Raw genomic sequence first — 23,758 nt, forward strand, 5'->3', positions numbered from 1 at the left:
TCAGTCGGCCTTGGCGGGGGTGGCATCGCCCTCGGGGCGCCACACCGTGCCGACGGAGATGGACTTGAGCTTCTTCTGGCGGCCGTACCAGAAATTCACCAGGCCGCGCGAGAAGAACACCGCGGAGAACATGCTGGTCACGATGCCCAGGCAGTGCACGACGGCGAAGCCGCGCACCGGCCCCGAGCCGAACAGCAGCAGCGCCAGGCCCGCGATCAGCGAGGTGACATTGGAGTCGAGGATGGTGGCCCAGGCGCGGTCATAGCCGGCGTTGATGGCGGCCTGCGGCGTGGCGCCGCGGCGCAGCTCCTCGCGCACCCGTTCGTTGATGAGCACGTTGGCGTCGATGGCCATGCCCAGCGCCAGCGCCATGGCGGCCATGCCAGGCAAGGTGAGCGTGGCCTGCAGCATGGACAGGACGGCCACCAGCAGCAGCACGTTGAAGCCCAGCGCGACGGCGGAGAACATGCCGAAGACCGCGTAGTAGACGCACATGAACAGCGCCACCACCACGAAGCCCCAGGTCACGCTGTTGAAGCCCTTGGCGATGTTTTCCGCGCCCAGGCTGGGGCCGATGGTGCGCTCTTCGATGATCTCCATCGGCGCGGCAAGCGAGCCCGCGCGCAGCAGCAGGGCAGTGTCGCTGGCCTCGGTGGTGGTCATGGCACCGGAGATCTGGACTCGGCCGCCACCGATCTCGCCGCGGATGACGGGTGCCGTCACGACCTCGCCCTTGCCCTTCTCGAACAGGATGATGGCCATGCGCTTGCCCACGTTCTCGCGCGTGACGTCGCGGAAGATGCGCGAGCCCTTGCCGTCGAGCGTGAGGTGCACGGCCGGTTCCTGCGTCTGGCCGTCGAAGCCGGCCTGCGCGTCGGTGAGGTTCTCGCCGGTGAGCAGCACCTCGCGCTTGACGATGATGGCGCGGCCGCCGCGCTCCAGGTAGCGCTCGGAACCGAAGGGCACCGCACCGACACCGCGTTCGGCGGCCAGGCCCTCCGCGCTTTCGTCGACCAGGCGCACCTGCAGCGTGGCGGTGCGGCCCAGGATGTCCTTGGCCTTGGCCGTGTCCTGCACACCAGGCAGTTGCACGACGATGCGATCGGCGCCCTGCTGCTGGATCACGGGTTCGGCCACGCCGAGTTCGTTGATGCGGTTGTGCAGGGTGGTGATGTTCTGCTTCAGCGCCTGGTCCTGCACGGCGCGCGCGGCCTCGGGGCGGATCGTGGCAGTGATGCGCGTGTCGCCGCCCTCGGTGGTTTCGGCCAGCACCAGCTCGGTGAACTGCGCCTGGACCAGATCGAACACCGCGTTGCGGGCGGCCTGATCGCGCACGCGCAGCTCGATCGTCTGGCCGTTGCGCACGATGCCGCCGTGCCGGATGTTCTTCTCGCGCAGGGCATTGCGCAGGTCGGTGGCCAGCACGTCGGCGCGGCGCTCCAGCGCAGCCTTCATGTCGACCTGCAGCATGAAGTGCACGCCGCCGCGAAGGTCCAGGCCCAGATACATGGGGCGGGCGTGCAGGGCCGACAGCCAGTTCGGCGTGCGCGGCACCAGGTTCAGGGCCACCACGTGGCTGGGGTCGCTCGGGTCGGTGTTGAGCGCGCGGTCGATCGCGTCGCGCGCCTTGAGCTGGGTGTCGGTGTCCTCGAAGCGTGCGCGCACCGAGCCGCCTTCGAGCGAGAGCGCGCTGGGCGCGATGGATGCGCCCGACAGTGCCTGCTCCACACGGGTGACCGTGCCGGTGTCCACCCGGACCGTGGCCTTGGCGGCCGACACCTGCACCGCCGGCGCCTCACCGAACAAGTTGGGCAGGGCGTAGATGGCGCCGACCAACAGGGCGATCACGATGATCGCGTACTTCCACAGCGGGTATCGGTTCATGGCGGGTACTCGGCGCGCGAGGGTCTTTGGAATCCAGAACGCGACGGATCCGGCTCCGCCGGTCCGTGCGCGTTGCCCCCGAAGGGGGGAACGGGCCGGCATACGCCGGCCCGTGCGGGGGTGATCCTTACTTGATCGTGCCTTTGGGCAGCACCTGCACGACAGCGGTGCGCTGCATCTGGACTTCCAGGCCGTCGGCAAGTTCCACGCCGATGTAGGTGTCGCCGATCTTGGAGACCTTGCCGAGGAAGCCGCCGGCGGTCACGATCTCGTCGCCCTTGGCCACCGCTTCGATCATGGCCTTGTGCTCCTTCTGGCGCTTGAGCTGCGGGCGAATCATCACGAAATACAGCACCACGAACATCAGCACCAGCGGCAGCATGCCCAGCAGGGTGGACTCGGTGCCGCCAGTGGCGGCCTGGGCGTAGGCGGGGGAAATCAACACGTGCGTCTCCAGCGGGTTCAAAACAACCGGCGATTGTATGCCGCCCCCTTGACAGAACCCGTTCCGCCAGGATCGTCCCCAGGGGCACCGCGGACCCGGCTTTGCCGGGCCGCAGGTGCCGCCCCCTTGGGGGGGGTCGCGCGAAGCGCGGCGGGGGTGTTCCGATTCAGGCGGCCTGGCGCACCGGCGCGGGGGCGCCCGAGCGCCAGCGCGCCAACAAGGCCTCGCGGCGCACCGCCGCGGCCTGGGCGTGGCGCTCCTTCACGTGGCCGTAACCCTTGATCTGCTCGGGCAGGCGCGCGATGTCCAGTGCCAGCGCCTGGGTGTCGGCCGTGAGCCCGGGCAGCAGGGCCTCGATGTCGGCGCGGTACTGCGCGATCAGGGCCCGCTCCATGCGCCGTTCGGACGTGCGACCGAAGGGATCGAGCGCCGTGCCGCGCAGGCCCTTGAACTTCGCCAGCCAGCGAAAGGCCGTGAACATGAAGGGCCCGTAGGGCTTCTTGACCAGCTCGCCGCGCTCGTTCTTCTGGGCCAGCAGCGGCGGTGCCAGGTGCACCTTGAGCGAGTAATCGCCCTCGAACTGCGCCGCGATCCTCTCGTGGAAGGCGGTGTCGCTGTGCAGGCGCGCCACCTCGTACTCGTCCTTGTAGGCCATGAGCTTGAACAGGTAGCGGGCGACCGCTTCCGTGAGCGCGGTCTTGCCCAGGGCCTGCAATTCGACCTGGCGCACGCGCTCGACGAAGTCGCGGTACTCGCGCGCATAGCCGGCGTTCTGGTAGCCGGTGAGGAAATCGACCCGGCGCGCGATGAGCTGCTCCAGGCTCTCGCGCGGCTGGAACTGGATCACCTGCGCGGCGGGCCCCGCCAGGCCACCGGCGGCCAGCACGGCCGGCAGGTCATGCGCGGCGCGGCGGCCCCATTCAAAGGCGGCCTTGTTCTGTTCCACCGCCACCGCATTGAGCTCGATCGCGCGCATCAGCGCGGCCTGGCCGAGCGGAATCCAGCCCTTCTGCCAGGCGTAGCCCAGCATCAGCGGGTTGGTGTACAGGCTATCGCCCAGCAGGCGGGTGGCGATGCTTTCGGCGTCCACCACCCCGATCGCTTCCTTGCCCAGGTGGTTGACCAAGGTGTCCACGCAGGCCTGAGCGGGGCTGAGCCAGTCCGGGTTTTTCACGAAGGCCGCGGTGGGCGTGGCGCTGCTGTTGACGGCCACGTGCGTGCGGCCCTCGCGCAGGCGCTGCCAGGTTTCCTTGTTGGCGGCCACGATGGGGTCGCAGCCGATGACCAGGTCGGCCGAGGCGGCCGACACGCGCGTGGTGTGGATCTGGTCCTGCGAGGCGCCGATGAGCACGTGGCTCCAGGTGGCGCCACCCTTTTGCGCCAGGCCGGCGGCGTCCTGCGTGACGATGCCCTTGCCTTCCAGGTGGGCCGCCACGCCCAGCAACTGGCCAATGGTGATGACGCCCGTGCCGCCCACGCCGGCGACGATGATGCCCCAGGCCTCCTGGCTCAGCGCCGGCAGCACCGGGTGCGGCAGCGCGGCGCCTGCCCACTCGGCCTTGGCCGCGCCCTTCTTCTTGCGCAGTTGTCCGCCTTCCACCGTGACGAAGCTCGGGCAGAAGCCGTTCACGCAGGAGTAGTCCTTGTTGCAGGTGCTCTGGTTGATCTGGCGCTTGCGGCCGAAGGGCGTCTCCAACGGCTCCACCGACAGGCAGTTGGACTTCTCGCCGCAGTCGCCGCAGCCCTCGCACACCAGCTCGTTGATGACGACGCGCTTGGCCGGCTCGACCATGGTGCCGCGCTTGCGGCGGCGGCGCTTCTCGGCGGCGCAGGTCTGGTCGTAGATGATGACCGTGGTGCCTTCGATCTCGCGGAACTCGCGCTGCACGGCGTCCAGCGTGTCGCGGTGCTGGATCGCGATGCCCTCTGGAATGCCCGTCACGCCTTCGTACTTCTCCGGCTCGTCGGTGACGATGGTGATCTTCTTGACACCCTCCGCGCGCATGCTCTGCGCGATCTGCACCACGCTGTGGCCCTCGGGGCGCTCGCCCACCTGCTGGCCGCCGGTCATGGCCACGGCGTCGTTGTAGAGGATCTTGTAGGTGATGTTCACGCCCGCGGCGATGCGCGGGCGGATCGCCAGGATGCCCGAGTGGAAGTAGGTGCCGTCGCCCAGGTTGGCGAACACGTGCTGGTCGGTGGTGAAGGGCGCCTGGCCCACCCAGGGCACACCCTCGCCGCCCATCTGCGTGAAGCCCACGGTGGCGCGGTCCATCCAGATGCTCATGAAGTGGCAACCGATGCCGGCCATGGCGCGCGAGCCTTCGGGCACCTTGGTGCTGGTGTTGTGTGGGCAGCCCGAGCAGAACCAGGGCTGGCGCTCGGCGCCGGGCACGCCCTGCGTCAGCAGGGTCTGCAGCGAACGCTCCTGCGCGTCCAGGATGGCGAGCTGCGCGTCGATGCGCGCCATCACGTCTTCCGGGATGTTGCCCAGCTTCTTCAGCCGCTTGGCGATGGCGCGCGCGATCAGCGCGGGGTTCAGGTCGGCCTTGGCACGCAGCAGCGTGTTGGCGCTGGGGTTGGGGCGCGACCACTCGCCGCCGCTGTAGTCGCCCTCGTCTTCCTCGAACTTGCCGAGCACGTTGGGGCGAACGTCGGGGCGCCAGTTGTAGAGCTCTTCCTTGAGCTGGTACTCGATGACCTGGCGCTTCTCTTCCACCACCAGGATCTCGCGCAGGCCGGTGGCGAACTCGCGCGTGGTCTGCGCCTCCAGCGGCCACACCACCGCCACCTTGTGCAGGCGCAGGCCGATGCGGCGGCAGGTGGCGTCGTCCAGGCCCAGGTCGATCAGCGCCTGGCGCGTGTCGTTGTAGGCCTTGCCGCTGGCGATCACGCCGAAGCGGTCATCGGGCCCGGCGACGACGTTGTGGTTGAGCTTGTTGGCGCGCACATAGGCCAGGGCCGCGTACCACTTGTGGTCGAACAGGCGGGCCTCCTGCTCCAGTGCGTGGTCGGGCCAGCGGATGTGCAGGCCGCCGGGCGGCATCTCGAACTCGGGAATCACGATCTGCACGCGCTCGGGGTCGATCAGCGCGGTCGAGCTCGACTCGACGATCTCCTGGATGGTCTTCATGCCCGTCCACACGCCCGAGAAGCGGCTCATGGCGAAGGCGTGCAGGCCCAGGTCGAGGATGTCCTGCACGCTGGCCGGAAAGAACACCGGCAGGCCGCAGGCCTTGAAGATGTGGTCGCTCTGGTGCGCGGCGGTGGAGCTCTTGGCCACGTGGTCGTCGCCGGCCACCGCGATCACGCCGCCCCAGGGGCTGGTGCCGGCCATGTTGGCGTGCTTGAAGACGTCCCAGCAGCGGTCCACGCCCGGGCCCTTGCCGTACCAGATGCCGAAGACGCCGTCGAAGCGGTTGGTGCCGGGCGGCGCGAAGCCCAGTTGCTGCGTGCCCCACAGCGCGGTCGCCGCCAGCTCCTCGTTCACACCGGGTTGAAAGACGATGTTCTGCTTCTTGAGGTGCGGCGCCGCCTTCTGCAGGGACTGGTCATAACCGCCCAGCGGAGAGCCCCGGTAGCCGCTGATGAACCCCGCGGTGTTCTTGCCGAGCAGCGCGTCGCGCTGGCGCTGCAGCATGGGCAGCTTCACCAGGGCCTGCACGCCGCTCATGAAGGCACGGCCGTGGTCCAGCGTGTATTTGTCGTCCAGGGTGACGGTTTCGAGGGCCAGGCGGATGTGCTCGGGCAGCGGCGCGTTCATCTTGTGTGTCTCCTTCGTGGGCGGGGGCGTCTTGTGGACGCGCGTGCGACTGGGGGCTGGCCCCGGGTAGGGACCGGCCCCCAGTCTGCCGCGCAGTGTATGCCCGAGTTTGCGATAGGTGTTTGCGTTTCATGCCCGGAATTTGCATGATCGAGAAAGAAACTTTCTCTCTTTCGCCCATCATGGAAACATTGGACAAGTTTGACCTCGCCATCCTGCAAGAACTGCAAGCCGATGGTCGCCTCACCAACGCCGAACTCGCGCAGCGCGTGGGCCTGTCGCCCGCGCCGTGCTGGCGGCGGGTGCGCTCGCTGGAGGAACGCGGCTTCATCCAGGGCTACCGCGCCGTGCTCGACCGCGACAAGCTGGGCCTGGGGGTGCTGGCCTTCGTGCGCCTGGACGCCGACCGCAACAACGGCGACGTCACCCGCCAACTCGAGCAGGCCATCCGCGCCATCCCCGAGGTGGTGGCCTGCCACTACATCAGCGGCTCGGGCACCTTCGAGCTGCAGGTGGTGAGCCGAGACCTGCACCACTTCAGCGCCTTCGCGCGCGAGGTGCTGCTCAACCTGCCCAACGTGAAGGACCTGCACACCAGCTTTTCATTGGGCGAAGTCAAGGCCGGCGGAGCGATACCTTTGACTCACCTTGCGGAAAACCAAGGTAGTCACTCGGCAAAGCGATAACGAACTTGAGGGCGTCGTCCACCATTTGGTGAAAAGTTTCGACCGCTGGCTCAGAAACTTCCCTTAAGTAGTTGAAAAACAGGCAATTTCCGCCCCGCGGCGATTGTGAGCACCCGTAACGGTCTTCAGAATCGCGCCACCTTTCCCCCAAGGTGCCGCAACAAAAGTGTTCACCAACCTTTGAGGATCTCGACGTGAAACGCAACCTCCTTCTGAAAACCGCCCTGGCGCTGGCCATCGCGTCCCCCCTGATGGCCTCGGCCGAATCCGAACTCGTCCTCGGTGGCGGCTCCGCCGCGGCCCGCCTCGACCTGAACGTGGTCATCCCGGGCCTGCTGTACCTGGGTGTGGGCTCCGGCACAGAGGCGATCGCCAACGGCGGCAACAGGGAAACCATCGTCTTCGACTACACGACCAACCCCGAACAGGTGGGCATCACGAACAGCCCCGCTGCGGAAATCAACACGTCGATGGCCACCGCTGGCAGCACCCTGCCGGTGCGCGTGTTCAGCAACCTCGGCCAGGTGGTCATCACCGCCACCAACCCGGCCAACCTGGTCAGTGGCAGCGACACGATTCCCTTCACCGAGATGTCGGTGGTCTCGGACAACACCAACCTGCCGGCGCCCGGCTTCGGCGGCGGCACCAGCCAGCCCGTCCTGGCCGGCCGCGTGACCGACCACACCGCCAACTGGACTTACCGCTACGCCAACTCCACGAAACCGGCCGCCGGCTCTTACATGGGCACAGTGACCTACACCGCCTCCCTGCTCTGATCGCGACGCCGCGATCGCCCCTGGCAGGCGGGGCCGACGCCCGCCCGCCGTCCCACGAAGGGTCTGCCACCGCCCGCTGCCCTTCGTCCCTTCTCTCAGCGCCTTGTCGATCATGTTTCGCCGGCTGCTTCCGCCCCGATCGATCGCCGCCTTGATGCTCATCGCGGCGGGCTCCCCTGCCGCCTTCGGCTGGTCGCTCTCCATCAACCAGGCCAGCCGCCGGGTCTACCTGCACGTGGGCAATGGCGCGCCCGCCGGCAACCACAGCGCCACCAGCGGGCCCATCAACGTCGTCCGGGTGACTGTGCCCGCCAACCAGGTGGGCAATGGCGTGCCCCAGGCCATGACGAGCAACAGCACGCAGTCCACCAGCCTGCAGGGCGACAACTACCTGACCTGTCCCACGCCCTCGAGCCAATTGCTCATCGGGGCCTCTTACCAGCGCAACAACAACGGCGCGCCGGCCAGCGCCACGCTGCGCGTCAGCTCGCCGCCCTCGCTCGTCAACGCCACGGGCGACACCATCCCCATCTCCGAAATCAGCTGGACGGTGGCGGCCCCCGGCAGCGGCCTGCCCAACATCATCCCGGCCGGCACCTTCAACGGCGGCTCGCAGTTCCTGGCCACCATTCCGGCCAACACCTACATCGAGAACTGCCACAGCTTCCGCTACGCCAACAGCGCGGTGCGCGGGGCCGGCACGTACACCGCGCGCGTCACCTACACCGTCACCAGCCCATGAGACGCGCCGCCTGCCTCCTGGCCGCGCTGGCGGCCTTCGCCACCGACGCGGCCCGGGCCGAGACGCACCGGCTCGACGACGCGCTCACCCACACCGTGCCGCCCAACGTGCAAATGCAGTGGCGCCCCCTGCAGGCCGGCGCCGACGGCTCGGGCGCGGTCGAGGCCTGGGTGCAGGTCAACGTGCGCCTCGACACCCGCGCCTTCGTGCAGCGCAGCGGGCGCGTGTACCTGGCGCTGGAGCGCGACCAAGCCTCGCCCGTGGAAGCGGTGTGGTCCTCCCAAGGCCGCCTGCAGGCGGGCCGCGTGGTCAGCGGCGAGCGCACGCTGGTGTTCGCGGGCGTCATCCCGGGCGCCACGCTGGACGACCAGCTGAACATGCGCCTGCGCGCGCAGGCCGACTGGCCAAGCACCCAACGCCGACTGAACTTCCACTTCGAATTCGATGCCGACTGAACCACTCCGACGCCTCGGCGTCCTCGCCACCACGCTGTGGGCCCTGGCCTTCGGCGTCACCGTTCCCGCGGCGCACGCCCAGGGCTTCGCGGCCTACATCACGCCGCCGCGATTCGAGCTGCGCGTGCAGCCCGGGAAGACCCTGCGCCAGGTGTTCGAGCTGCAGCAGACGGGCAACGCGCGCGGCCAGTACCGCGTCTACACCAACGACTGGGTCTTCCAACCCGACCAGACGGTGGAATTCGCTGACGCGCTGGCGCCCGACAGCTGCCGGCCCTGGGTGGCCATCGAACGCCGCGAATTCACGGTGGAGCCGGGCGCCCGCTACCGCTACCGCTTCGAGATCACGACCCCGGCCGACACCCCGCCGCGCGAATGCCGCTTCGCGATCATGGTGGAAGGGCGCGACGCCACCGTCGGCGGCAACGTCCAGGCCGCGGGCCGCATCGGCGTCATCGTCTACGCGGCCGTGGGCGACGCCGCGCCGCGCCTGGAACTGGCCGACACCCGCGTGGAGACCTTGAACGGCCAGGCAACGCCCGTGCTGCTGGTGCGCAACACCGGCAACGCCCATGGCCGGCTCGAAGGCTTCGTGTCGGGCACGGACGACGCCGGGCAGCGCATCGAGTTCGGTCCGGCCGACCTGCCCATCCTGCCCGGCGAGACGCGACGCGTGCCGCTGGTGGCCCTGGGCGAGGGCAAACAGGCCGCGCCCACGGTGCGTTTTCCGGTGCGCATCCAGGGCAAGCTCGAGTGGGGCCGCACCACGCTGGCGCTGGACGCGCGCTTCGCCCCATGACCTTCGCGGGGGTGCGCCCGCGGCGCCACCGCCTGCTGTCGGCGCTTCTTCTGGCCTGGCAGGGGCTGACGCTGGCGCAGGCATCCGCACAAACGCCGGCATCCGCGCCGGCATCCGCGCCGTCGCCCGCGCCCTACGCCGACCGGGAGATCGAAGGATTGGCGCCCGATGAACCCGACGACGGCGCGCCGGTCGACTACGACGCCAGCGGCTGGCCGCGCTACTTGCGCCTGGAGGCCCGGCTCGCCAGCGACCCTTTCGATCGGCAAGGCGGCAGCCACCTGGGCTACGGCGGCTACGGCCTGCTGGAAACACCCAACCACGGGGCGCTGTCCTTCGACGGCCAGTACAGCCCGCGCAGCGGCAGCGGCACGTTCACCCTGCGCCAGCGCGGTGTGCCGCTGGGCGGCGGCTGGGTGGGCAACCACGAACTGGGCCTCATCAACTCGCTGGCGCCCGGCCTCACCCGGTTGCCTTCGCGCGTGTACGTGCCTTCCAGCTACCTGCGCGGCCTCAGCGGCGAATGGGAGCGGCCCGAGGCCGGCTGGCAATGGCAACTCAGCAGCGGGCAGCCGGGCCGCCTGAGCATCCTGCCCGACACGCGCTTCATCACCACGCCGGGGCGGCGGCACACGCTGGGCGCGCAATGGCGCCCCAGCAGCACCGACGGCTGGGGCGTGGCCCTGCAGCACGAGCGGGCCGAGGGCGTGCGCCCCTTCGGCCTGCCCGACAGCGCGCCCCTGCTGGACGCCGATGCCACGCGCCTGGCGCTGCGCCACGAGGAGGGCAGCGTGCGCTGGCAGGCGCAGTGGCTCAGCGACCGCTCCAGCGCGAACGCCGGCTCCCGCCGGGGCGCCTGGGCCGACGTGGAGTGGGACAGCGACAGCGGCGCCTGGTCGCACGGCCTGGGCGCCTACCGGCTCGACACCGACCTGAGCTGGGCCGGCCAGCCCATGGCCAGCGACCTCGAAGGCCTGTACCTGCGCACGCGCTACCTGCAGCGGCGCTGGTCGGCCGACGGCGCGGTCGACTGGCTGCGCAGCATCAGCCGCCGCGACAGCCGCGGCTTCTACGGCACCGGCAGCCTGCGCTGGCGCGTGGGCCGCGAAAGCCAGGCGAGCGTGGGTCTGGCCGTGCGCGATCTCGACGGGCGCGACTGGAGCGCCTACGGCGACTGGCGCTGGGTCAACGGCCTCGGCGCCAGCGGCCTGCGCCTGGAAACGGAAGGTGGCGACAACCGGCCCCGCCTGACGCGCCTGGTGCACGACCAGGAATGGCCCGTGAGCGCGGGCTGGGCCCTGTCCACCAGCCTGGGCATCGCTCGCCAGGCCGACGCTGCCGGTGGCCGAGAGGCCGGCAGCCAGTGGACGGCCGCGCTCAATGCCAGCGTGCCCTTGGGCCAGCGCGCGGGCCTGCGCGGCAGCCTCAGCACCGAACAGGGCCCGGGCAGCGCCCAACGCAGCGCCATCAACCTCAACGCCAACTGGCGCCTGAACAACCGCTGGACGCTGGAGGGCAGCTGGGTCTGGAACCGCGGCCAGTTGCCGGTGGTGGCCTCGCTCGACCCACTGGCGCCACCCGTGGTCGTCGACCAGACGCTCTCCGGCCGGTCCTTCTACCTGAAGCTGCGTTACGACTTCCAGGCCGGCAACCGCGAGTTCCCTCTGGGCGGCCAGGCCGGGCAGGGGGGTGGGCGGCTCGAGGGCGTGGTGTTCTTCGATGGCAACCGCAACGGCGTGCAGGAAGCCAATGAACTCGGCGTGCCCAACGCCACGGTCTTCCTGGACAACCGCTACGCCATCCGCACCGACAGCCAGGGGCGCTTCGAATTCCCGCTGGTCGCCAGCGGCACGCGCACGGTGACGCTGCGCGCCGACAGCCTGCCGCTGCCCTGGAACGTCGTCGGCGATGGCGCGCTGTCCACCGAGGTGCAGTTGCGCCAAACCACGCGGCTGAGCCTGCCGGTGCAGCGCGCCGAATAACCGCGCAGCGTACGCCGCCGCCGGTCGCGCGCGGCGCCAAGCCCACGTCAGCCCCGCGGATTCGCTTCAAGCCGCCGGCCAAAAGGCCGATAAGGCGGCATGTGCCCGATCGCCGTCCGTGTCGCCTGTGTCCTGCTCCTGCTGGCCGCTCCCCTGAGCGCCCGGCCCGAGGCGCGCCTGGCCACGGGCGCCAATGCCTCGGCCAGCGCCTCCGTGAACTTCCGCATCGTGATCCCGCCGATGAACCGCGTGCTGGACAACCGCCACCCGGCCAGCCTGTGGGCGGCGGGCGGCGCCCCAGAGGCCGAGCAGGAACTGGTGGTGCTGACGACCCTGCCGCAGGGTTTTTGCGCCCGGCTCCGGCTGACCTCGACCGAGGTGCGCTACTGGACGCTTCGCAGCCGAGCGCCGGGTGTGAGCGTGCAGCGCACGGGTGAGGGTTATCGCGTCTGTGCGCCGCGCCACGGCCGGCACACACTCAGCCTGCACCACGAATTCGCGCTGCGCGACTCCGCCGACGCCCGAGCCCCCCTGCCCTGGCCCGTGCAGACCGAGCTCAGCGCGCTCTGAGCACCGAGCTGGGGCGCGGCGCCGGGCCCGGCGGCAGCGGCAGACAAGCGGGCCACGGCGGCTTCCGACCCCGCGGCCAGCCGCCAATCCCCGCCGCGGCGACCGTTCGGCACCCACTTCGTGGCCGATCGTCCACGAAACGCCGTGTCGGGATGTAAGGCCGCGCCAGCGCTTGCTGACCGCCGCGCGCGACTGTTTTGCTGCACTGCGCCATTTTGTTCTGCACTTATCCCCGCGGCCGTCCTGGCGGGCGGCCGCCGTTCACCGCCACGGGCGGGGCCGTGCCGTCCAGACGAAGGCCTGGCGGCTCATGACGCCAGGGTTGGTGCGCCGCGCGAAGACCTGCAACAGCTCGGGCACCTGGGCGAAGCTCTGGGGCCGCAGACCTTGCCCGGCAATGTCGCGCAAAACGCGCTGGACACGCTTCAGCCAGGGAACGTCGGCGGGCAGCGCGTGCGCCACCACGCGCGGGTGCCGTGCCAGCCAGGCCTGCACCTCGGGATGGCGGTGCGTGGCAACGCCTTCCACGATCAGGTGCAGCCGCACGGGCTCGGGCGTCTGACGCTCGATCAGGCGCAGAAACCTGAGCCAGGCCTTGTGCCGATCCGGCTCGCGCGACGCCCGGGGCATGGCCCGCTCCAAGGTACCGAGCGCGGCGGCCAGCCGTGCCGCGCCGATGCCGTCGTGGACCGCTGCGCCCGCGCGTGCCGGCCGGATCCCCTGACAGCCCAGCACCAGCGCGCGCTCGGGCGGGCTCATGTAGAGCCCCAGCACATCGACCCGATGGCCCTCGAAGCGCAGCAGCTCGCGCGAGGCCGCGAAACCACCCTGCGCGTGCGGCTGGATGCCGTTGCGCTGCCACACCCGTCGCACGGTCGTGGCGCTGAGCCCCAGGTGCGCGGCCAGGCTGCGCGTGCTCCAGTTGCCGCCCTCGGCCGGCTGCTCGTCCAGCGTCGTGCGCAGGATGTACCACTCGTGCGCGGCGGTCACGCTCGGCGCGCGCCCGGAACGCGAGGCGTCCTGCTTCAGCGCCTGCACGCCCCCTTCCAGAAAGCGCCTGCGCCACAGCGCCACCTGGCGCCGGTCGAGCTTCACCTCCTCGGCAATGTCCTTGTTCTGCCAGCCTTGCGCCGCCAGCAGGATGACGCTGGCGCGTTGCTGCACGCGGGCCTCCACCCGCCGCCCCTTGGCCAGCGCGCGCAGCTCGCGCTCGGTCTGCGCGTCTGTCTCGATCGGTTCGGCCACCCGCATCGCTTGCACCTCCTGTAGGACCGGAATCGGGCGATTTTATAAGTTCATTCAATTAAGGCGCACCCACGCCGCCTCGCGCCGGCCTCCTTGCCAGGCGCGCGCCCGTCGTGTGCATCGCGTGGCTTAACTCAAGCTTCGTTACATGTGGCCCCGGCCCGCATGCCAAGAATGAAATCACCAGCGCGGGCTGCATGCCCGCGTTGCCGTTTCCGTCTCCAACAAACGCCGGGAGTACATGTATGTCGTGCATCAGCCGTCAGACAGCCGCGCGCGCCATGCGGGTGCAAACCATGCACCCGCATGGGGCCCACACACCGTGCATCGCCATCCGTGGGGGGCCCTGACATGGCCCACGCCAGCGCCCCCACGCTCAAGCGGGTCGAGCCGCGCATCGAGCGGCCCGCCCCCGCGGAAGACCACCCGGGCACCGTCGTCCCGCTCTACAACGAGCACGACCTCGCCAACAGCCTGGCCCCCTGGGCCAATCTCGCGCAGCGCGAACAGCAGGCCAGGGCCTGGCTGGTGCTCACCGATCTGTGCGTGCTCGCCGTCTGCTTCGTCGCCGGGCGCCTGCCCGCCTGGCTGCGCGACGAGGTGAGTTTCTCGCAGGCCATGAACGTCTGGTGGGCCGCCAACGGCCACCTGCGCCTCACGCTGTTCGCCGCCATTGCCGTCGCGATGGTGAGCTGGATGTGGGCCGTGCAGAGCCACTACAGCACGCACCGCCGCAAGCCCTGGTGGGACGAGACCCGCCAGCTGATCCAGGTGGTCGCGCTCGCGGCGCTGCTCGACGCCATGGTCATCTACCTCGCCAAATGGCCGCTCTCTCGCCTGTGGACCGGCGCCACCTGGGCCCTCGTGCTCGTCTGCCTGCCGCTGGCCCGCCTGGCCGTGCGCACGCTGCTGCTGCGCGCCGGCCTGCTCACCCAGCCCTACGTGCTCATTGGCCACCCGGACGACGTCGAGAAGGCCGCCGCCGCGCTCGCCAGCGACCCCCTGCTCGGCTACAAGCCCGTGGCCGTGGTCTGCCCCGACCCCGGCGCGCGGCTGGTGCAGCTCGGTGGCGGGCACATGGTCGCGCCCACGGCGCTCACACCGGGCGTGCGCGAATTCCTCGCCCGGCCCGGCCCGCACCAGCTGGTGGGCGTGCTCGGCATCCGCGACAACAACTGGCTGCGCGAACTGGCCGAGGAGCTCATGCTCACGCGCGACGACCTCGTCATGGTGCCCGCGCTCGGCGGCCTGCCCATCTACGGCATGGAGGTTTCGCACTTCTTCAGCCACGACGTGCTGCTGCTGCGCGCCCGCAACAACCTCAACCGCCGCGGCCCGCAGGTGCTCAAGCGCGCGCTCGACGTGGTGGGCGCGGCCACGCTGCTGGTGCTGCTGTCGCCGCTGCTGGCCTGGGTCGCGTGGCGCATCAAGCGCGACGACGCCGGCCCGGTGTTCTTCGTGCAGAAGCGCGTGGGCGTGGACGGGCAACTGTTCGACTTCATCAAGTTCCGCAGCATGGTGATGGACGCGGACGCCGCGCTGGAGCGCTGGAAGACCGAGAACGAGAAGCTCTACGTGCAGTACCTGGCCAGCAACTTCAAGCTCGCCAACGACCCGCGCATCACCCGCATCGGCCGCCTCATCCGCCGCACCAGCATCGACGAGCTGCCCCAGCTCTTCAACGTGCTGCGCGGCGACATGAGCCTGGTCGGCCCGCGCCCGCTGCTGCCGCGCGAGCTGGACGACTACGGCAAGAGCATCGCCGCCTACGGCAAGGCCCGCCCCGGCATCACCGGGCTGTGGCAGATCAGCGGCCGCAGCACCAGCACTTTTCAACACCGCATCAACATGGACCTCTGGTACGTGCGCAACTGGTCGCTCTGGTACGACCTCGTGATCATGCTGCGCACCGTCCGGGTGGTCCTCAAACAGGAGGGAGCCTGCTGATGAACACCCCGGAAACCATCTACGTCGCCGGCCACAAGGGCATGGTCGGCTCGGCCATCGAGCGCCAACTGCTTGCGGCCGGCCATCCCGCCAGCCGCATCCTCACGCGCACGCACGCGGAGCTCAACCTGGTCGACCAGGCCGCGGTTCGCGCCTTCTTCGCGCGCCACAAGCCGCAGCAGGTGTACCTCGCGGCGGCCAAGGTCGGCGGCATCCACGCCAACAACACCTTTCCCGCGGACTTCATCTACCACAACCTCATGATCGCGGCGAACGTGATCGAGGCGGCCTTCTGCAACGGCGTGCAGAAGTTGCTGTTCCTCGGCTCCAGCTGCATCTACCCGCGCCTGGCCGAGCAGCCCATGAGCGAGCGCGCCCTGCTCACCGGGCCGCTGGAGCCCACCAACGAGCCCTACGCGGTGGCCAAGATCGCCGGCATCAAGCTGTGCGAAAGCTACAACCGCCAGTTCGGGGCCAGCCACGGCGTGGACTACCGCTGCGTCATGCCCACCAACCTCTATGGCCCGGGCGACAACTACCACCCCGAGAACAGCCATGTCATTCCCGCGCTGATCCGCCGCTTCCACGAAGCGAAGGAGAACGACGCGCCCGAGGTCGCCATCTGGGGCAGCGGCAAGCCGCTGCGCGAGTTCCTGTACGTGGACGACATGGCCGCGGCCTGCGTGCACGTGATGAACCTGCCCAAGGCGCGCTACGAGCAGCACACGCAAGCGATGCTCAGCCACATCAACGTGGGCTCGGGCTCGGAAATGACCATCGCCGAGCTCGCGCACAGCATCGCCCGCGTCATCGGCTACGCCGGACGCATCGGCTTCGATGCCAGCAAGCCCGACGGCGCGCCCCGCAAGCTGATGGACAGCAGCCGCCTGCACAGCCTGGGCTGGCAGGCCAGGGTCGACCTGCCACGCGGGCTGGCCCTGACCTACCAGGACTTCCTCAAGCACACCGCCCAACACCCCACAGCCCTCGCCGCGCTATGACCACCAACCCCACCCCCAACGCCCGACCCAAGGTCGCCCTCATCACCGGCGTCACCGGGCAGGACGGCTCCTACCTCGCCGAACTGCTGCTGGACAAGGGCTACATCGTGCACGGCATCAAGCGCCGCAGCAGCCAGTTCAACACCCAGCGCGTGGACCACATCTACCAGGACCCGCACATCGAGAACGCACGCTTCAGGCTGCACTACGGCGACCTCAGCGACACCAGCAACCTGATCCGCATCGTGCAGGAGACCCAGCCCGACGAGATCTACAACCTGGGCGCGCAGAGCCACGTGGCGGTGAGCTTCGAGAGCCCCGAGTACACCGCCGACGTGGACGGCATGGGCACGCTGCGACTGCTCGAGGCCATCCGCATCCTGGGCCTGGAGAAGAAGACGCGCTTCTACCAGGCCAGCACCTCCGAGCTCTATGGCCTGGTGCAGGAGATCCCGCAGAAGGAGAGCACGCCCTTCTACCCGCGCAGCCCCTACGCGGTGGCCAAGCTCTACGCCTACTGGATCGTCGTGAACTACCGCGAGGCCTACGGCATGTACGCCTGCAACGGCATCCTGTTCAACCACGAGTCCCCGCGCCGCGGCGAGACCTTCGTCACCCGCAAGATCACGCGCGGCCTGGCCAACATCGCCCAGGGCCTGGAGGACTGCCTCTACATGGGCAACCTCGATGCCCTGCGCGATTGGGGCCACGCCAAGGACTACGTGCGCATGCAGTGGATGATGCTGCAGCAGGAACAGCCCGAGGACTTCGTCATCGCCACGGGCGTGCAGTACAGCGTGCGCCAGTTCATCGACATGAGCGCGCGCGAACTGGGCATCACCCTCCGCTTCGAGGGCAAGGGCGTGGACGAGCGCGCCGTCGTGCAGTCCGTCGAGGGCGAGCACGCGCCGGCGCTCAAGCCCGGCCAGGTGGTCGTGAAGGTGGACCCGCGCTACTTCCGCCCCACCGAGGTGGAAACCCTGCTGGGCGACCCCGCCAAGGCCAAGGCCGCGCTGGGCTGGGTGCCGCAGATCGCCCTGCAGGAGATGGTGACGGAGATGGTGGTCGCCGACCTGGAAGAGGCGCGGCGCCACGCGCTGCTCAAGAACCACGGCTACGCGGTCGCCGTGTCCAGCGAGCACTGAGCACCAAAGGCCCACGACATGTCGATCACCCTGCGCGCCGCCGCCTTGCGCCAGTCGCCACTCGCCCGCCGCATGGCCTCGGGCGCGGGCGCCTACGGCTACGCGCAGGCGGTCAGCATCGGCACGCAACTGGTGTCCTTGCCGCTGTTCCTGCACTACTGGGACATGGCCACCTATGGCTACTGGCTGGCGCTCACCGCGCTGCCCTTCTACCTGTCGATGGCCGACGCGGGCATCTCCCACGCCGCCTGCAACCGCATGATCGGCCTGATCACGCAGGGCCAGAAGGCGCGCGCGGCCGAGGTGTTCCAGAGCGCGCTGGCCTTTTTGCTGGCGGTGTCGCTGCTGGCGCTGCTGGTCGTGGGCAGCACGCTGTGGCTGCTGCCGTCCACCACGCTGCAGGCGCCGCAGTGGAAGGCCGTGCTCATGCTGCTGTCCGTCAGCGTGGTGCTGGCGCTCTTCTGCAGCCTGGCCGAGGTGGTCTACAAGGCCACCGGCGGCTACGCGGCCGGCACCTACCTGGTCACCACCGGCCGGCTGTGCGACTGGACGGGCGGCCTCATCGGCCTGGCGCTCACGCGCAGCTTCATCGGTGTGGCCGCGTCGATGCTGGCGGCGCGCGTGGGCTACACCCTGCTGAGCCTGTGGCTGAGCCAGCGGCGCACCGATTTCCTGCGCTGGGGCGTGCGACAGGCCAGATGGAGCGACATCCGCGACACCGCGAAGCCGGGCGCGCTGTTCTTCTCGCTCTCGCTCACCAATGCGCTGAGCCTGCAGGGCTTCACCCTGCTCGTGGCGGCCACCCTGGGCCCGGCCGCCACCGCCGTCTTCAACACCTACCGCACCATCGCACGGGTGGTGGTGCAGGTCACCAACGCGCTGAGCAACCCGCTCTGGCCGGAACTCACCGCGCTCAAGGGCCAGCAGGGCGATGGTCCGTTCTGGCAGCTCTACCGCCGCGCCAAGCGCCTGGGCCTGCTCATCGCCACCGCCGGCGCGCTGCTGGTCTACCTGGCCGCGCCCTGGCTGCTGGAGGTGTGGACCCATGGCCAGATTCCCTTCACCGCCACCAGCATGGCGCTGTTCCTGCTCTACGCGGCCACGTGCTCGGCCACGCAGGTGCCGCGCGTGGTGCTCATGTCCATCAACCGCCACGCCGGCCTGGCCGCGCAAAGCCTGCTGGCCGCCGTGGTCGCGCTGGTGGTGGCCTGGCTGGTGTGGCCCCGCGCCGGCATGACGGGCGTGGTGGGCGCCATGGTGCTGGGCGAGGCGCTGGTCTGGCTCACGGCCACGCGCGCCGTGCACCGCCTGCGCATGCATCACCCGCACACCACGGGAGTCGCCGCATGATCGTCGACCTGAACCACGCCCCGCCGCCGGACGGCACGCACGACGTGCTCATCGTCGGCGGCGGCACCGTGGCGCTGTTGCTGGCGGTGCTGCTGGAGCGCCAGGGCCGCCGCGTGCTGGTGCTCGAATCGGGTGGCGGCGGCTTCGAGCCGCCGTCGCAGGCGCTCAACGACGCCACCGTCATCGGCCGCGCCCACAACGGCATCGCCGTGGCGCGGGGGCGCGCGCTGGGCGGCACGTCCAACCTCTGGGGCGGGCAGCTCACCGGCTTCGTGCCCTCCGATTTCGAGGCCCGCGCCGGCGTGTCCGACGCGCCCTGGCCGATCCGCTACGACGAACTGCTGCCCTGGTACGAGGCGGTGGCCAAGGAGCTGCGCCTGGCCGACGCGCTGGACGAGCACACGCCCCAGGCGCACAAGCTGTTCGGCGACGGCTACCCCGACATCCCCGGCTTCACGCTGTTCCTCACGCGCTGGCTCAAGGAGCCGGCCCTGGCCCGCTTCTTCGGCGAGCGCCTGCGCCAATCGCCGCGGCTGACCGTGCTGCTGCACGCCCACGCCACCGGCCTCGAACTGGCGCCCGATGGCGAGCGCGTGGCCGCGGTGCGCGTGGCGCGGGCCGACGGCAGCACCACCCCCGTTCGCGGCGAACGCGTCGTGCTGGCCAACGGCACCATCGAGATCGCGCGCCTGCTGCTGGCCTGCGCGGCGCAACAGCCCCAGGCGCCCTGGGCCGGCAACCCCTGGGTCGGCGCCGGTTTCCAGGACCACCTGGAGCTGCGCGGCGGCCGCGTGCACCCGCTGGACAAGCCGCGCTTCCTGCGCACCTTCCAGAACATCGTGCTGGCTGGCCACAAGTACCAGCCCAAGCTGCGTCTGAACACCGGCGAGCTCGGCGCCGAGCCGGCGCTCAACGTCACCGGCTACTTCGCGTTCGAGTCCAGCGTCGCCGAGCACCTGCAGCACCTGAAGGTGATGGCCCGTTCATTGATGCGCGGCGGCCTGCCGCGCCAGGGCCTGGGCGACGTGCTGCGTCATGTGCGAGGCATGGGCAGCGCCTGGTTGCCCATGGTGGTGCAGTACCTGCGGCACCACCGCATCTACAACCCGGCCGACCGCGGCGTGTGGCTCGTGATGCACACCGAGCAACTCCCCCGCGACGACAGCCGCATCACGCTGGACCCCCGGCGCCAGGACCGCTTCGGCGTGCCGCTGGCCGCGCTGGACTGGCGCATCGGCGGCCAGGCCGAGGTGCGCGCCATGGCCGCCTTCGTGCGCCGGGCCGGCGACAGCCTGCGCGCCGCTGGCCTGGCGCGCGTGGAGATCGACCCGCTGCTCGACGGCGAAGACCCGCGCGTGCTGGACCAGGCCACCGACACCTACCACCAGTGCGGCGGCGCGCGCATGGGCCACCACCCGCGCGACGGCGTGGTCGACCGCGAGCTGCGCGTGTTCGGCACGAGCAACCTCTACGTGGCCGGTGCGGCGGTCTTTCGCACCTCCAGCTACGCCAACCCCACCTTCACCGCGCTGGCGCTCACGGCCCGCCTGGCCGAGCGCCTGCGCACGGAGATTCCCGCATGGACACCCGCGGCAACGACCTGCTGACCCAGCGCCTGGGCTTCGGCTGCGGCCGCCTCAACGGGGGCGGCGACAAGGCCGCGTCCGTGCGCCTCATCCACACCGCACTGGACCTGGGCATCCGCCACTTCGACACCGCGCCGCCGTACGGCCTGGGCGCGTCCGAATCGGTGCTGGGCGAGGCGCTCAAGGGCCGGCAGGAAGCGGTGACCGTGGCCACCAAGGCCGGGCTGGCCCGCCCCGCCTCGCCGGGCCTGAAGCAGAAGGCGCGGGCCGTGGTCAAGCCGATCGCCCGCTGGGTTCCCGGCCTGCGCCAGGCGGTGCTGCGGGGCATGGCGCGGCACGCCCCGGCCGCCAACTTCGACTTCGATTTCATTGCCCGCTCATTCGAAACCAGCCTGCAGCACCTGCAGCGGGGCCGGGTGGACTTCCTGCTGATGCACGAAGCCCAGCCGCACGCCCCGCTCGGCGCCTTGCAGTCGCTGCTCGACCGCTACGTGGCCACCGGCCAACTGGGCGCCTACGGCAGCTCCACCGGCGAGCCGGCGAGCCAGCTCGTGCGCTTCGGCTCCGTGCTGCAGTACCGCTGCCCCGCGCCGGGCGCCGACTGGACCACGGTCGATCCCGCCGACGTGCTGCACGGCGCCCTGCGCTTCGTCGCGCCCGCCATCGGCCCGGCGATGGCGCGCGACCACCAGCTGCGCGACCAACTGGCCAGTCTGCTGCCCGCCGGCACCGACCCGGCCGAGGCCACCGGCGCGCTGGCCCTGGCCTATGCCCTGGCCCGCTTCGACAGCCGCCTGCTCATCTCGACCCACCAGCACCGGCGCCTGATCACCACCGTCGAGCAGCTCCGGTGCATCACGGCCTCGGCCGCCTGGCCCGCCGCCATGTCCAGCCTTCACGCCGCCTTCAAGCGGGCGCCGGCTTCATGAACGCCCTGCTGCGCTTCCTCTCCCTCTGGCTGCTCGGCCTGGCCATCTACGTGGGTGGCTGGTACATCGAAGGGCCCGCGTTCCAGGCCGTGCAGATGGGGGCGGTCGCGCTGTTCCTCGGCGCCGGTTTCCTCGCCCTGATGGCGGGCGGCACGCACCGCATCGAATTGAGCACCGCCGAAGCCATCGTGGGCGGCGCCTTCCTCTTCGCCATGCTGGTGGCCTTCGTTCGCGGCAATCCCATGTCCACCGCGTTCGGCGCCATGTTCCTGGTGGTGCTGGCCGCGGCCGCCGTGCTGGCGCGGCAGGATGCGGCGGCCCGTATCGACACGGTGTTCCGGCGCGCCTACATCGCCCTCATCGTCTCCGTGCTGGCGACCCAGCCCGCCGAGTACCTGGCCTCGGTGGCGGGCACCGTCGAGTACAGCATCGGCCTGGTGCGCTTCGCGCCGCTGGGCATGCACCCCAACCTCAGCGGCCTGGTGTACGGCGGCGGCGCGCTGCTGTTCTTCCAGCACTGCCTGGCCACGCCGCGCGTGCACCAGAAGCTGTTCGCGCTGCTGATGTCGGCGCTGTGCCTGAGCATCGTGCTCGCCGCCTCCGCGCGCGCCAGCCTGCTGGCCCTGGGGCTGACCGGCACCATCGCGGTGGTCCTCATCGCCTGGCGCGGCTCGCGCCGGGCCCGCATGGCCCTGGTGCTGTCGGCCATCGCGCTGCTGGTGGTCGCCGCGGTGAAGGCCGGCGCCATCGCCGACTACCTCACCGTCATCCTGGACCTGGACTCGCCCACGCGCGGCACGGAGTCCGGCGCCACGGGCCGCGAAGTCATCTGGCGCGAGGGCATCCTCCTGGTGTTCTCCGACCCCCTGCTGTTCTTCACCGGCCGCGGCGTGCGCGCCGCCGGGCCCGAGGTGATCGGCTTTCCCGTGGAGAGCTCCTACATCAACCTCGCGCTCGAGCACGGCGTGGTGTTCGGCCTGCTGATCGCCCTGTGCTTCGTGGTCACCGCCTGGCGCGCGCTGAGCCGCAGCTTTGCCACCGGGGTGATGGACCCGGCGCTCTTCCTCAGCGGCCTGATGCTGGTGTTCGTGCTGTTCCAGTCCGTCTTCAACCGGTACCTGGTCGCCGTGGGCAACCCGTTCTCGCTGCTGGTGCTGCTGCTGCTGCTGCGGCTGAACCTGGGCCTGAACCCCCAGCCGTCCCGACGCCGGCCGGCTCTCCATCCCCGGCCGGCCCGGCGCGACCTGCCCCCAACCAGCGCCGCGGTGGCCCGCCACGCGGCCCCCCAACCATGACCTACGTCTTCTGGCACTCCTACCTGATGTTCCACCAGGCCCCGTACATCCGGGCCCTGGCGGAGCTGCCCGGCAACACCGTGCACTGGTGCGTGACGGAGGACGTGCCCGCCTACTACCGCGGCCGCGGCTACCCGCTGCCCGACACCGGTCAGGTGCGCGTGCACATCGCCCCCACGCCCGAACAGCTCGCCGACCTGGCGCGGCTGCCCGGCTCGGTGCAGGTGTTCTTCGGCCTGCGCGGCTTCGCGCTGCCACTGGCCGCGTTCAAGGCGAGCCTGGGCGCGCCGGTGCACCGCTTCCTGATGACGGAGAACCGCTACGAACCCGGCGCGCGCCTGCTGCCGCGCTGGCTGCTCTACACCTGGGACGCGCTGCGCTACCGCCGCCACCTGCGCGGCGTGTTCTGCATCGGCCACTCGGGCCGTTATGGCGGCACGCGCTTCTTCTCGGCCTGCGGCTACCCCCGGGACCGCATCGTGCCTTTCCTGCACGTGGTGGACGGCGCGCCGCTGCCACCGGCCACGCCGCCGCCGGACGGGCACAAGGAGATCCTCTATGTGGGCCAGTTGATCCCGCGCAAGCGGGTCGATCTGCTGCTGCAGGCCTTCAGCCGGCTCGACGAGCCCCGCGCCCGCCTGCGCATCATCGGCAAGGGTCCGCTGGAGCAGGACCTGCAGTCGCTGGCCCGCCAGCTCGGCATCGCCGGTCGCGTGAGCTTCGTGCCGGGGATGCCGAACGCCGGCATCGCCGAAGCGATGGCCGCCGCCGACGCCCTGGTGCTGCCCAGCCGCTTCGATGGCTGGGGCGCGGTGGTCAACGAGGCCCTGATGGTGGGCACGCCGGTGATCTGCAGCAACCGCTGCGGGGCCAGCGACGTGATCGACCCCGGGCGCAACGGCTACGTGTTCGAGGCCGGCAGCGCCCCCGCGCTGCTGGAACGCCTGCGCAGCGTCTGCCGGGACTTCCGCTGGGACCGCGCGGCCCTGGCGAACACCGAATCCATCCGCCTGGGCGGACCCGTGGCGGCGGCCCGCTTCCAGCACCACGCCCTGCGCCTGCTGGCCCGGCGCGCGACACGGCAGCCCACCGCCCCGACCCCGGTGGCACTGGAGCGCGCGATGCACCAGGGAGAACACCAGCCATGAGCCTCGCCCG

19 protein-coding genes are annotated in these 23,758 nt (G+C 70.4%); 15 read left to right on the forward strand and 4 right to left on the reverse strand.

The annotated features are described in order from the left end of the window. The 3 genes from secD to GTO19_RS01105 form a co-directional block, all read right to left on the reverse strand. Positions 1-1,884, reverse strand: coding sequence for a protein translocase subunit SecD (gene secD, locus GTO19_RS01095; protein WP_291016839.1), 1,884 nt, complete (start codon positions 1,882-1,884; stop codon positions 1-3). A 127-nt stretch (positions 1,885-2,011) separates the two neighbouring features. Beyond that, positions 2,012-2,329, reverse strand: coding sequence for a preprotein translocase subunit YajC (gene yajC / locus GTO19_RS01100; protein ID WP_291016842.1), 318 nt, complete (start codon positions 2,327-2,329; stop codon positions 2,012-2,014). Positions 2,330-2,495: 166 nt separating this feature from the next. After that, positions 2,496-6,092, reverse strand: coding sequence for an indolepyruvate ferredoxin oxidoreductase family protein (locus GTO19_RS01105; RefSeq protein ID WP_291016845.1), 3,597 nt, complete (start codon positions 6,090-6,092; stop codon positions 2,496-2,498). A 182-nt stretch (positions 6,093-6,274) separates the two neighbouring features. Here GTO19_RS01105 and GTO19_RS01110 point away from each other — a divergent pair, with 182 nt between their 5' ends. The 7 genes from GTO19_RS01110 (at position 6,275) to GTO19_RS01140 (ending at position 12,102) form a co-directional block, all read left to right on the forward strand. Beyond that, positions 6,275-6,778 (forward strand): Lrp/AsnC family transcriptional regulator, encoded by a 504-nt coding sequence (locus tag GTO19_RS01110; protein ID WP_291016849.1) that lies wholly within the window; start codon positions 6,275-6,277, stop codon positions 6,776-6,778. Positions 6,779-6,972: 194 nt separating this feature from the next. Continuing rightward, complete coding sequence (locus GTO19_RS01115; RefSeq protein ID WP_291016851.1) at positions 6,973-7,554, forward strand: hypothetical protein; 582 nt, start codon at positions 6,973-6,975, stop codon at positions 7,552-7,554. A gap of 103 nt (positions 7,555-7,657) precedes the next feature. Continuing rightward, on the forward strand, positions 7,658-8,296 hold the full coding sequence (locus GTO19_RS01120) for a hypothetical protein (RefSeq protein WP_291031033.1): 639 nt from the start codon (positions 7,658-7,660) through the stop codon (positions 8,294-8,296). Next, entirely contained in the window at positions 8,293-8,751 is a 459-nt protein-coding gene (locus tag GTO19_RS01125; RefSeq protein ID WP_291016856.1) for a hypothetical protein, read from the forward strand. Before GTO19_RS01120 ends, GTO19_RS01125 begins: the two co-directional genes overlap by 4 nt. After that, positions 8,741-9,550, forward strand: a complete 810-nt coding sequence (locus tag GTO19_RS01130) for a hypothetical protein (RefSeq protein WP_291016859.1) — start codon at positions 8,741-8,743, stop codon at positions 9,548-9,550. Before GTO19_RS01125 ends, GTO19_RS01130 begins: the two co-directional genes overlap by 11 nt. Beyond that, the gene (locus tag GTO19_RS01135) at positions 9,547-11,532 is read left to right on the forward strand and encodes a hypothetical protein (protein WP_291016862.1); all 1,986 of its coding nucleotides are present in this window, start codon (positions 9,547-9,549) and stop codon (positions 11,530-11,532) included. The genes GTO19_RS01130 and GTO19_RS01135 overlap by 4 nt, the downstream gene beginning before the upstream one ends. A 99-nt stretch (positions 11,533-11,631) precedes the next feature. Then, the gene (locus GTO19_RS01140; protein WP_291016865.1) at positions 11,632-12,102 is read left to right on the forward strand and encodes a hypothetical protein; all 471 of its coding nucleotides are present in this window, start codon (positions 11,632-11,634) and stop codon (positions 12,100-12,102) included. Between the two features lie 261 nt (positions 12,103-12,363). On the opposite strand, the gene GTO19_RS01145 is transcribed toward GTO19_RS01140, so the two are convergent. After that, entirely contained in the window at positions 12,364-13,353 is a 990-nt protein-coding gene (locus GTO19_RS01145) for a helix-turn-helix domain-containing protein (protein WP_291016868.1), read from the reverse strand. Between the two features lie 345 nt (positions 13,354-13,698). Here GTO19_RS01145 and wbaP point away from each other — a divergent pair, with 345 nt between their 5' ends. Genes wbaP through GTO19_RS01185 form a run of 8 tightly spaced genes read left to right on the forward strand, consistent with a single transcriptional unit; the run spans position 13,699 to position 23,748 of the window. Next, positions 13,699-15,294, forward strand: a complete 1,596-nt coding sequence (gene wbaP / locus GTO19_RS01150) for an undecaprenyl-phosphate galactose phosphotransferase WbaP (protein ID WP_291016871.1) — start codon at positions 13,699-13,701, stop codon at positions 15,292-15,294. Beyond that, a complete protein-coding gene (locus GTO19_RS01155; protein ID WP_291016874.1) occupies positions 15,294-16,295 on the forward strand; it encodes a GDP-L-fucose synthase in 1,002 nt (333 codons plus the stop codon). The genes wbaP and GTO19_RS01155 overlap by 1 nt, the downstream gene beginning before the upstream one ends. Beyond that, positions 16,292-17,440 (forward strand): GDP-mannose 4,6-dehydratase, encoded by a 1,149-nt coding sequence (gene gmd, locus GTO19_RS01160; RefSeq protein WP_291016877.1) that lies wholly within the window; start codon positions 16,292-16,294, stop codon positions 17,438-17,440. The genes GTO19_RS01155 and gmd overlap by 4 nt, the downstream gene beginning before the upstream one ends. Positions 17,441-17,458: 18 nt before the next feature. Continuing rightward, positions 17,459-18,790, forward strand: coding sequence for a lipopolysaccharide biosynthesis protein (locus GTO19_RS01165; protein WP_291016880.1), 1,332 nt, complete (start codon positions 17,459-17,461; stop codon positions 18,788-18,790). Then, positions 18,787-20,397 carry a GMC family oxidoreductase gene (locus GTO19_RS01170; RefSeq protein WP_291016883.1) on the forward strand — a complete coding sequence of 537 codons (1,611 nt, stop codon included), beginning with the start codon at positions 18,787-18,789 and terminating at the stop codon, positions 20,395-20,397. The genes GTO19_RS01165 and GTO19_RS01170 overlap by 4 nt, the downstream gene beginning before the upstream one ends. Further along, positions 20,370-21,305, forward strand: a complete 936-nt coding sequence (locus tag GTO19_RS01175; RefSeq protein ID WP_291016886.1) for an aldo/keto reductase — start codon at positions 20,370-20,372, stop codon at positions 21,303-21,305. The genes GTO19_RS01170 and GTO19_RS01175 overlap by 28 nt, the downstream gene beginning before the upstream one ends. Continuing rightward, positions 21,302-22,600, forward strand: a complete 1,299-nt coding sequence (locus tag GTO19_RS01180) for a hypothetical protein (RefSeq protein WP_291016889.1) — start codon at positions 21,302-21,304, stop codon at positions 22,598-22,600. Before GTO19_RS01175 ends, GTO19_RS01180 begins: the two co-directional genes overlap by 4 nt. Next, a complete protein-coding gene (locus GTO19_RS01185) occupies positions 22,597-23,748 on the forward strand; it encodes a glycosyltransferase (RefSeq protein ID WP_291016891.1) in 1,152 nt (383 codons plus the stop codon). The genes GTO19_RS01180 and GTO19_RS01185 overlap by 4 nt, the downstream gene beginning before the upstream one ends. Positions 23,749-23,758: the final 10 nt, after the last annotated feature.

Source organism: Hydrogenophaga sp. (genome assembly GCF_011772445.1).
In the GTDB taxonomy this organism is placed as follows: domain Bacteria; phylum Pseudomonadota; class Gammaproteobacteria; order Burkholderiales; family Burkholderiaceae_C; genus Hydrogenophaga.

Coding starts and splice junctions, on each gene's coding strand:
- GTO19_RS01155 (WP_291016874.1), top strand. CDS start 15,294: ATGAACACCCCGGAAACCATCTACGTCGCCGGCCACAAGGGCATGGTC.
- gmd (WP_291016877.1), top strand. CDS start 16,292: ATGACCACCAACCCCACCCCCAACGCCCGACCCAAGGTCGCCCTCATC.
- wbaP (WP_291016871.1), top strand. CDS start 13,699: ATGGCCCACGCCAGCGCCCCCACGCTCAAGCGGGTCGAGCCGCGCATC.
- GTO19_RS01170 (WP_291016883.1), top strand. CDS start 18,787: ATGATCGTCGACCTGAACCACGCCCCGCCGCCGGACGGCACGCACGAC.
- GTO19_RS01175 (WP_291016886.1), top strand. CDS start 20,370: ATGGACACCCGCGGCAACGACCTGCTGACCCAGCGCCTGGGCTTCGGC.
- GTO19_RS01140 (WP_291016865.1), top strand. CDS start 11,632: ATGTGCCCGATCGCCGTCCGTGTCGCCTGTGTCCTGCTCCTGCTGGCC.
- GTO19_RS01105 (WP_291016845.1), bottom strand. CDS start 6,092: ATGAACGCGCCGCTGCCCGAGCACATCCGCCTGGCCCTCGAAACCGTC.
- GTO19_RS01145 (WP_291016868.1), bottom strand. CDS start 13,353: ATGCGGGTGGCCGAACCGATCGAGACAGACGCGCAGACCGAGCGCGAG.
- GTO19_RS01125 (WP_291016856.1), top strand. CDS start 8,293: ATGAGACGCGCCGCCTGCCTCCTGGCCGCGCTGGCGGCCTTCGCCACC.
- GTO19_RS01185 (WP_291016891.1), top strand. CDS start 22,597: ATGACCTACGTCTTCTGGCACTCCTACCTGATGTTCCACCAGGCCCCG.
- GTO19_RS01110 (WP_291016849.1), top strand. CDS start 6,275: ATGGAAACATTGGACAAGTTTGACCTCGCCATCCTGCAAGAACTGCAA.
- GTO19_RS01180 (WP_291016889.1), top strand. CDS start 21,302: ATGAACGCCCTGCTGCGCTTCCTCTCCCTCTGGCTGCTCGGCCTGGCC.
- GTO19_RS01130 (WP_291016859.1), top strand. CDS start 8,741: ATGCCGACTGAACCACTCCGACGCCTCGGCGTCCTCGCCACCACGCTG.
- GTO19_RS01165 (WP_291016880.1), top strand. CDS start 17,459: ATGTCGATCACCCTGCGCGCCGCCGCCTTGCGCCAGTCGCCACTCGCC.
- secD (WP_291016839.1), bottom strand. CDS start 1,884: ATGAACCGATACCCGCTGTGGAAGTACGCGATCATCGTGATCGCCCTG.
- GTO19_RS01135 (WP_291016862.1), top strand. CDS start 9,547: ATGACCTTCGCGGGGGTGCGCCCGCGGCGCCACCGCCTGCTGTCGGCG.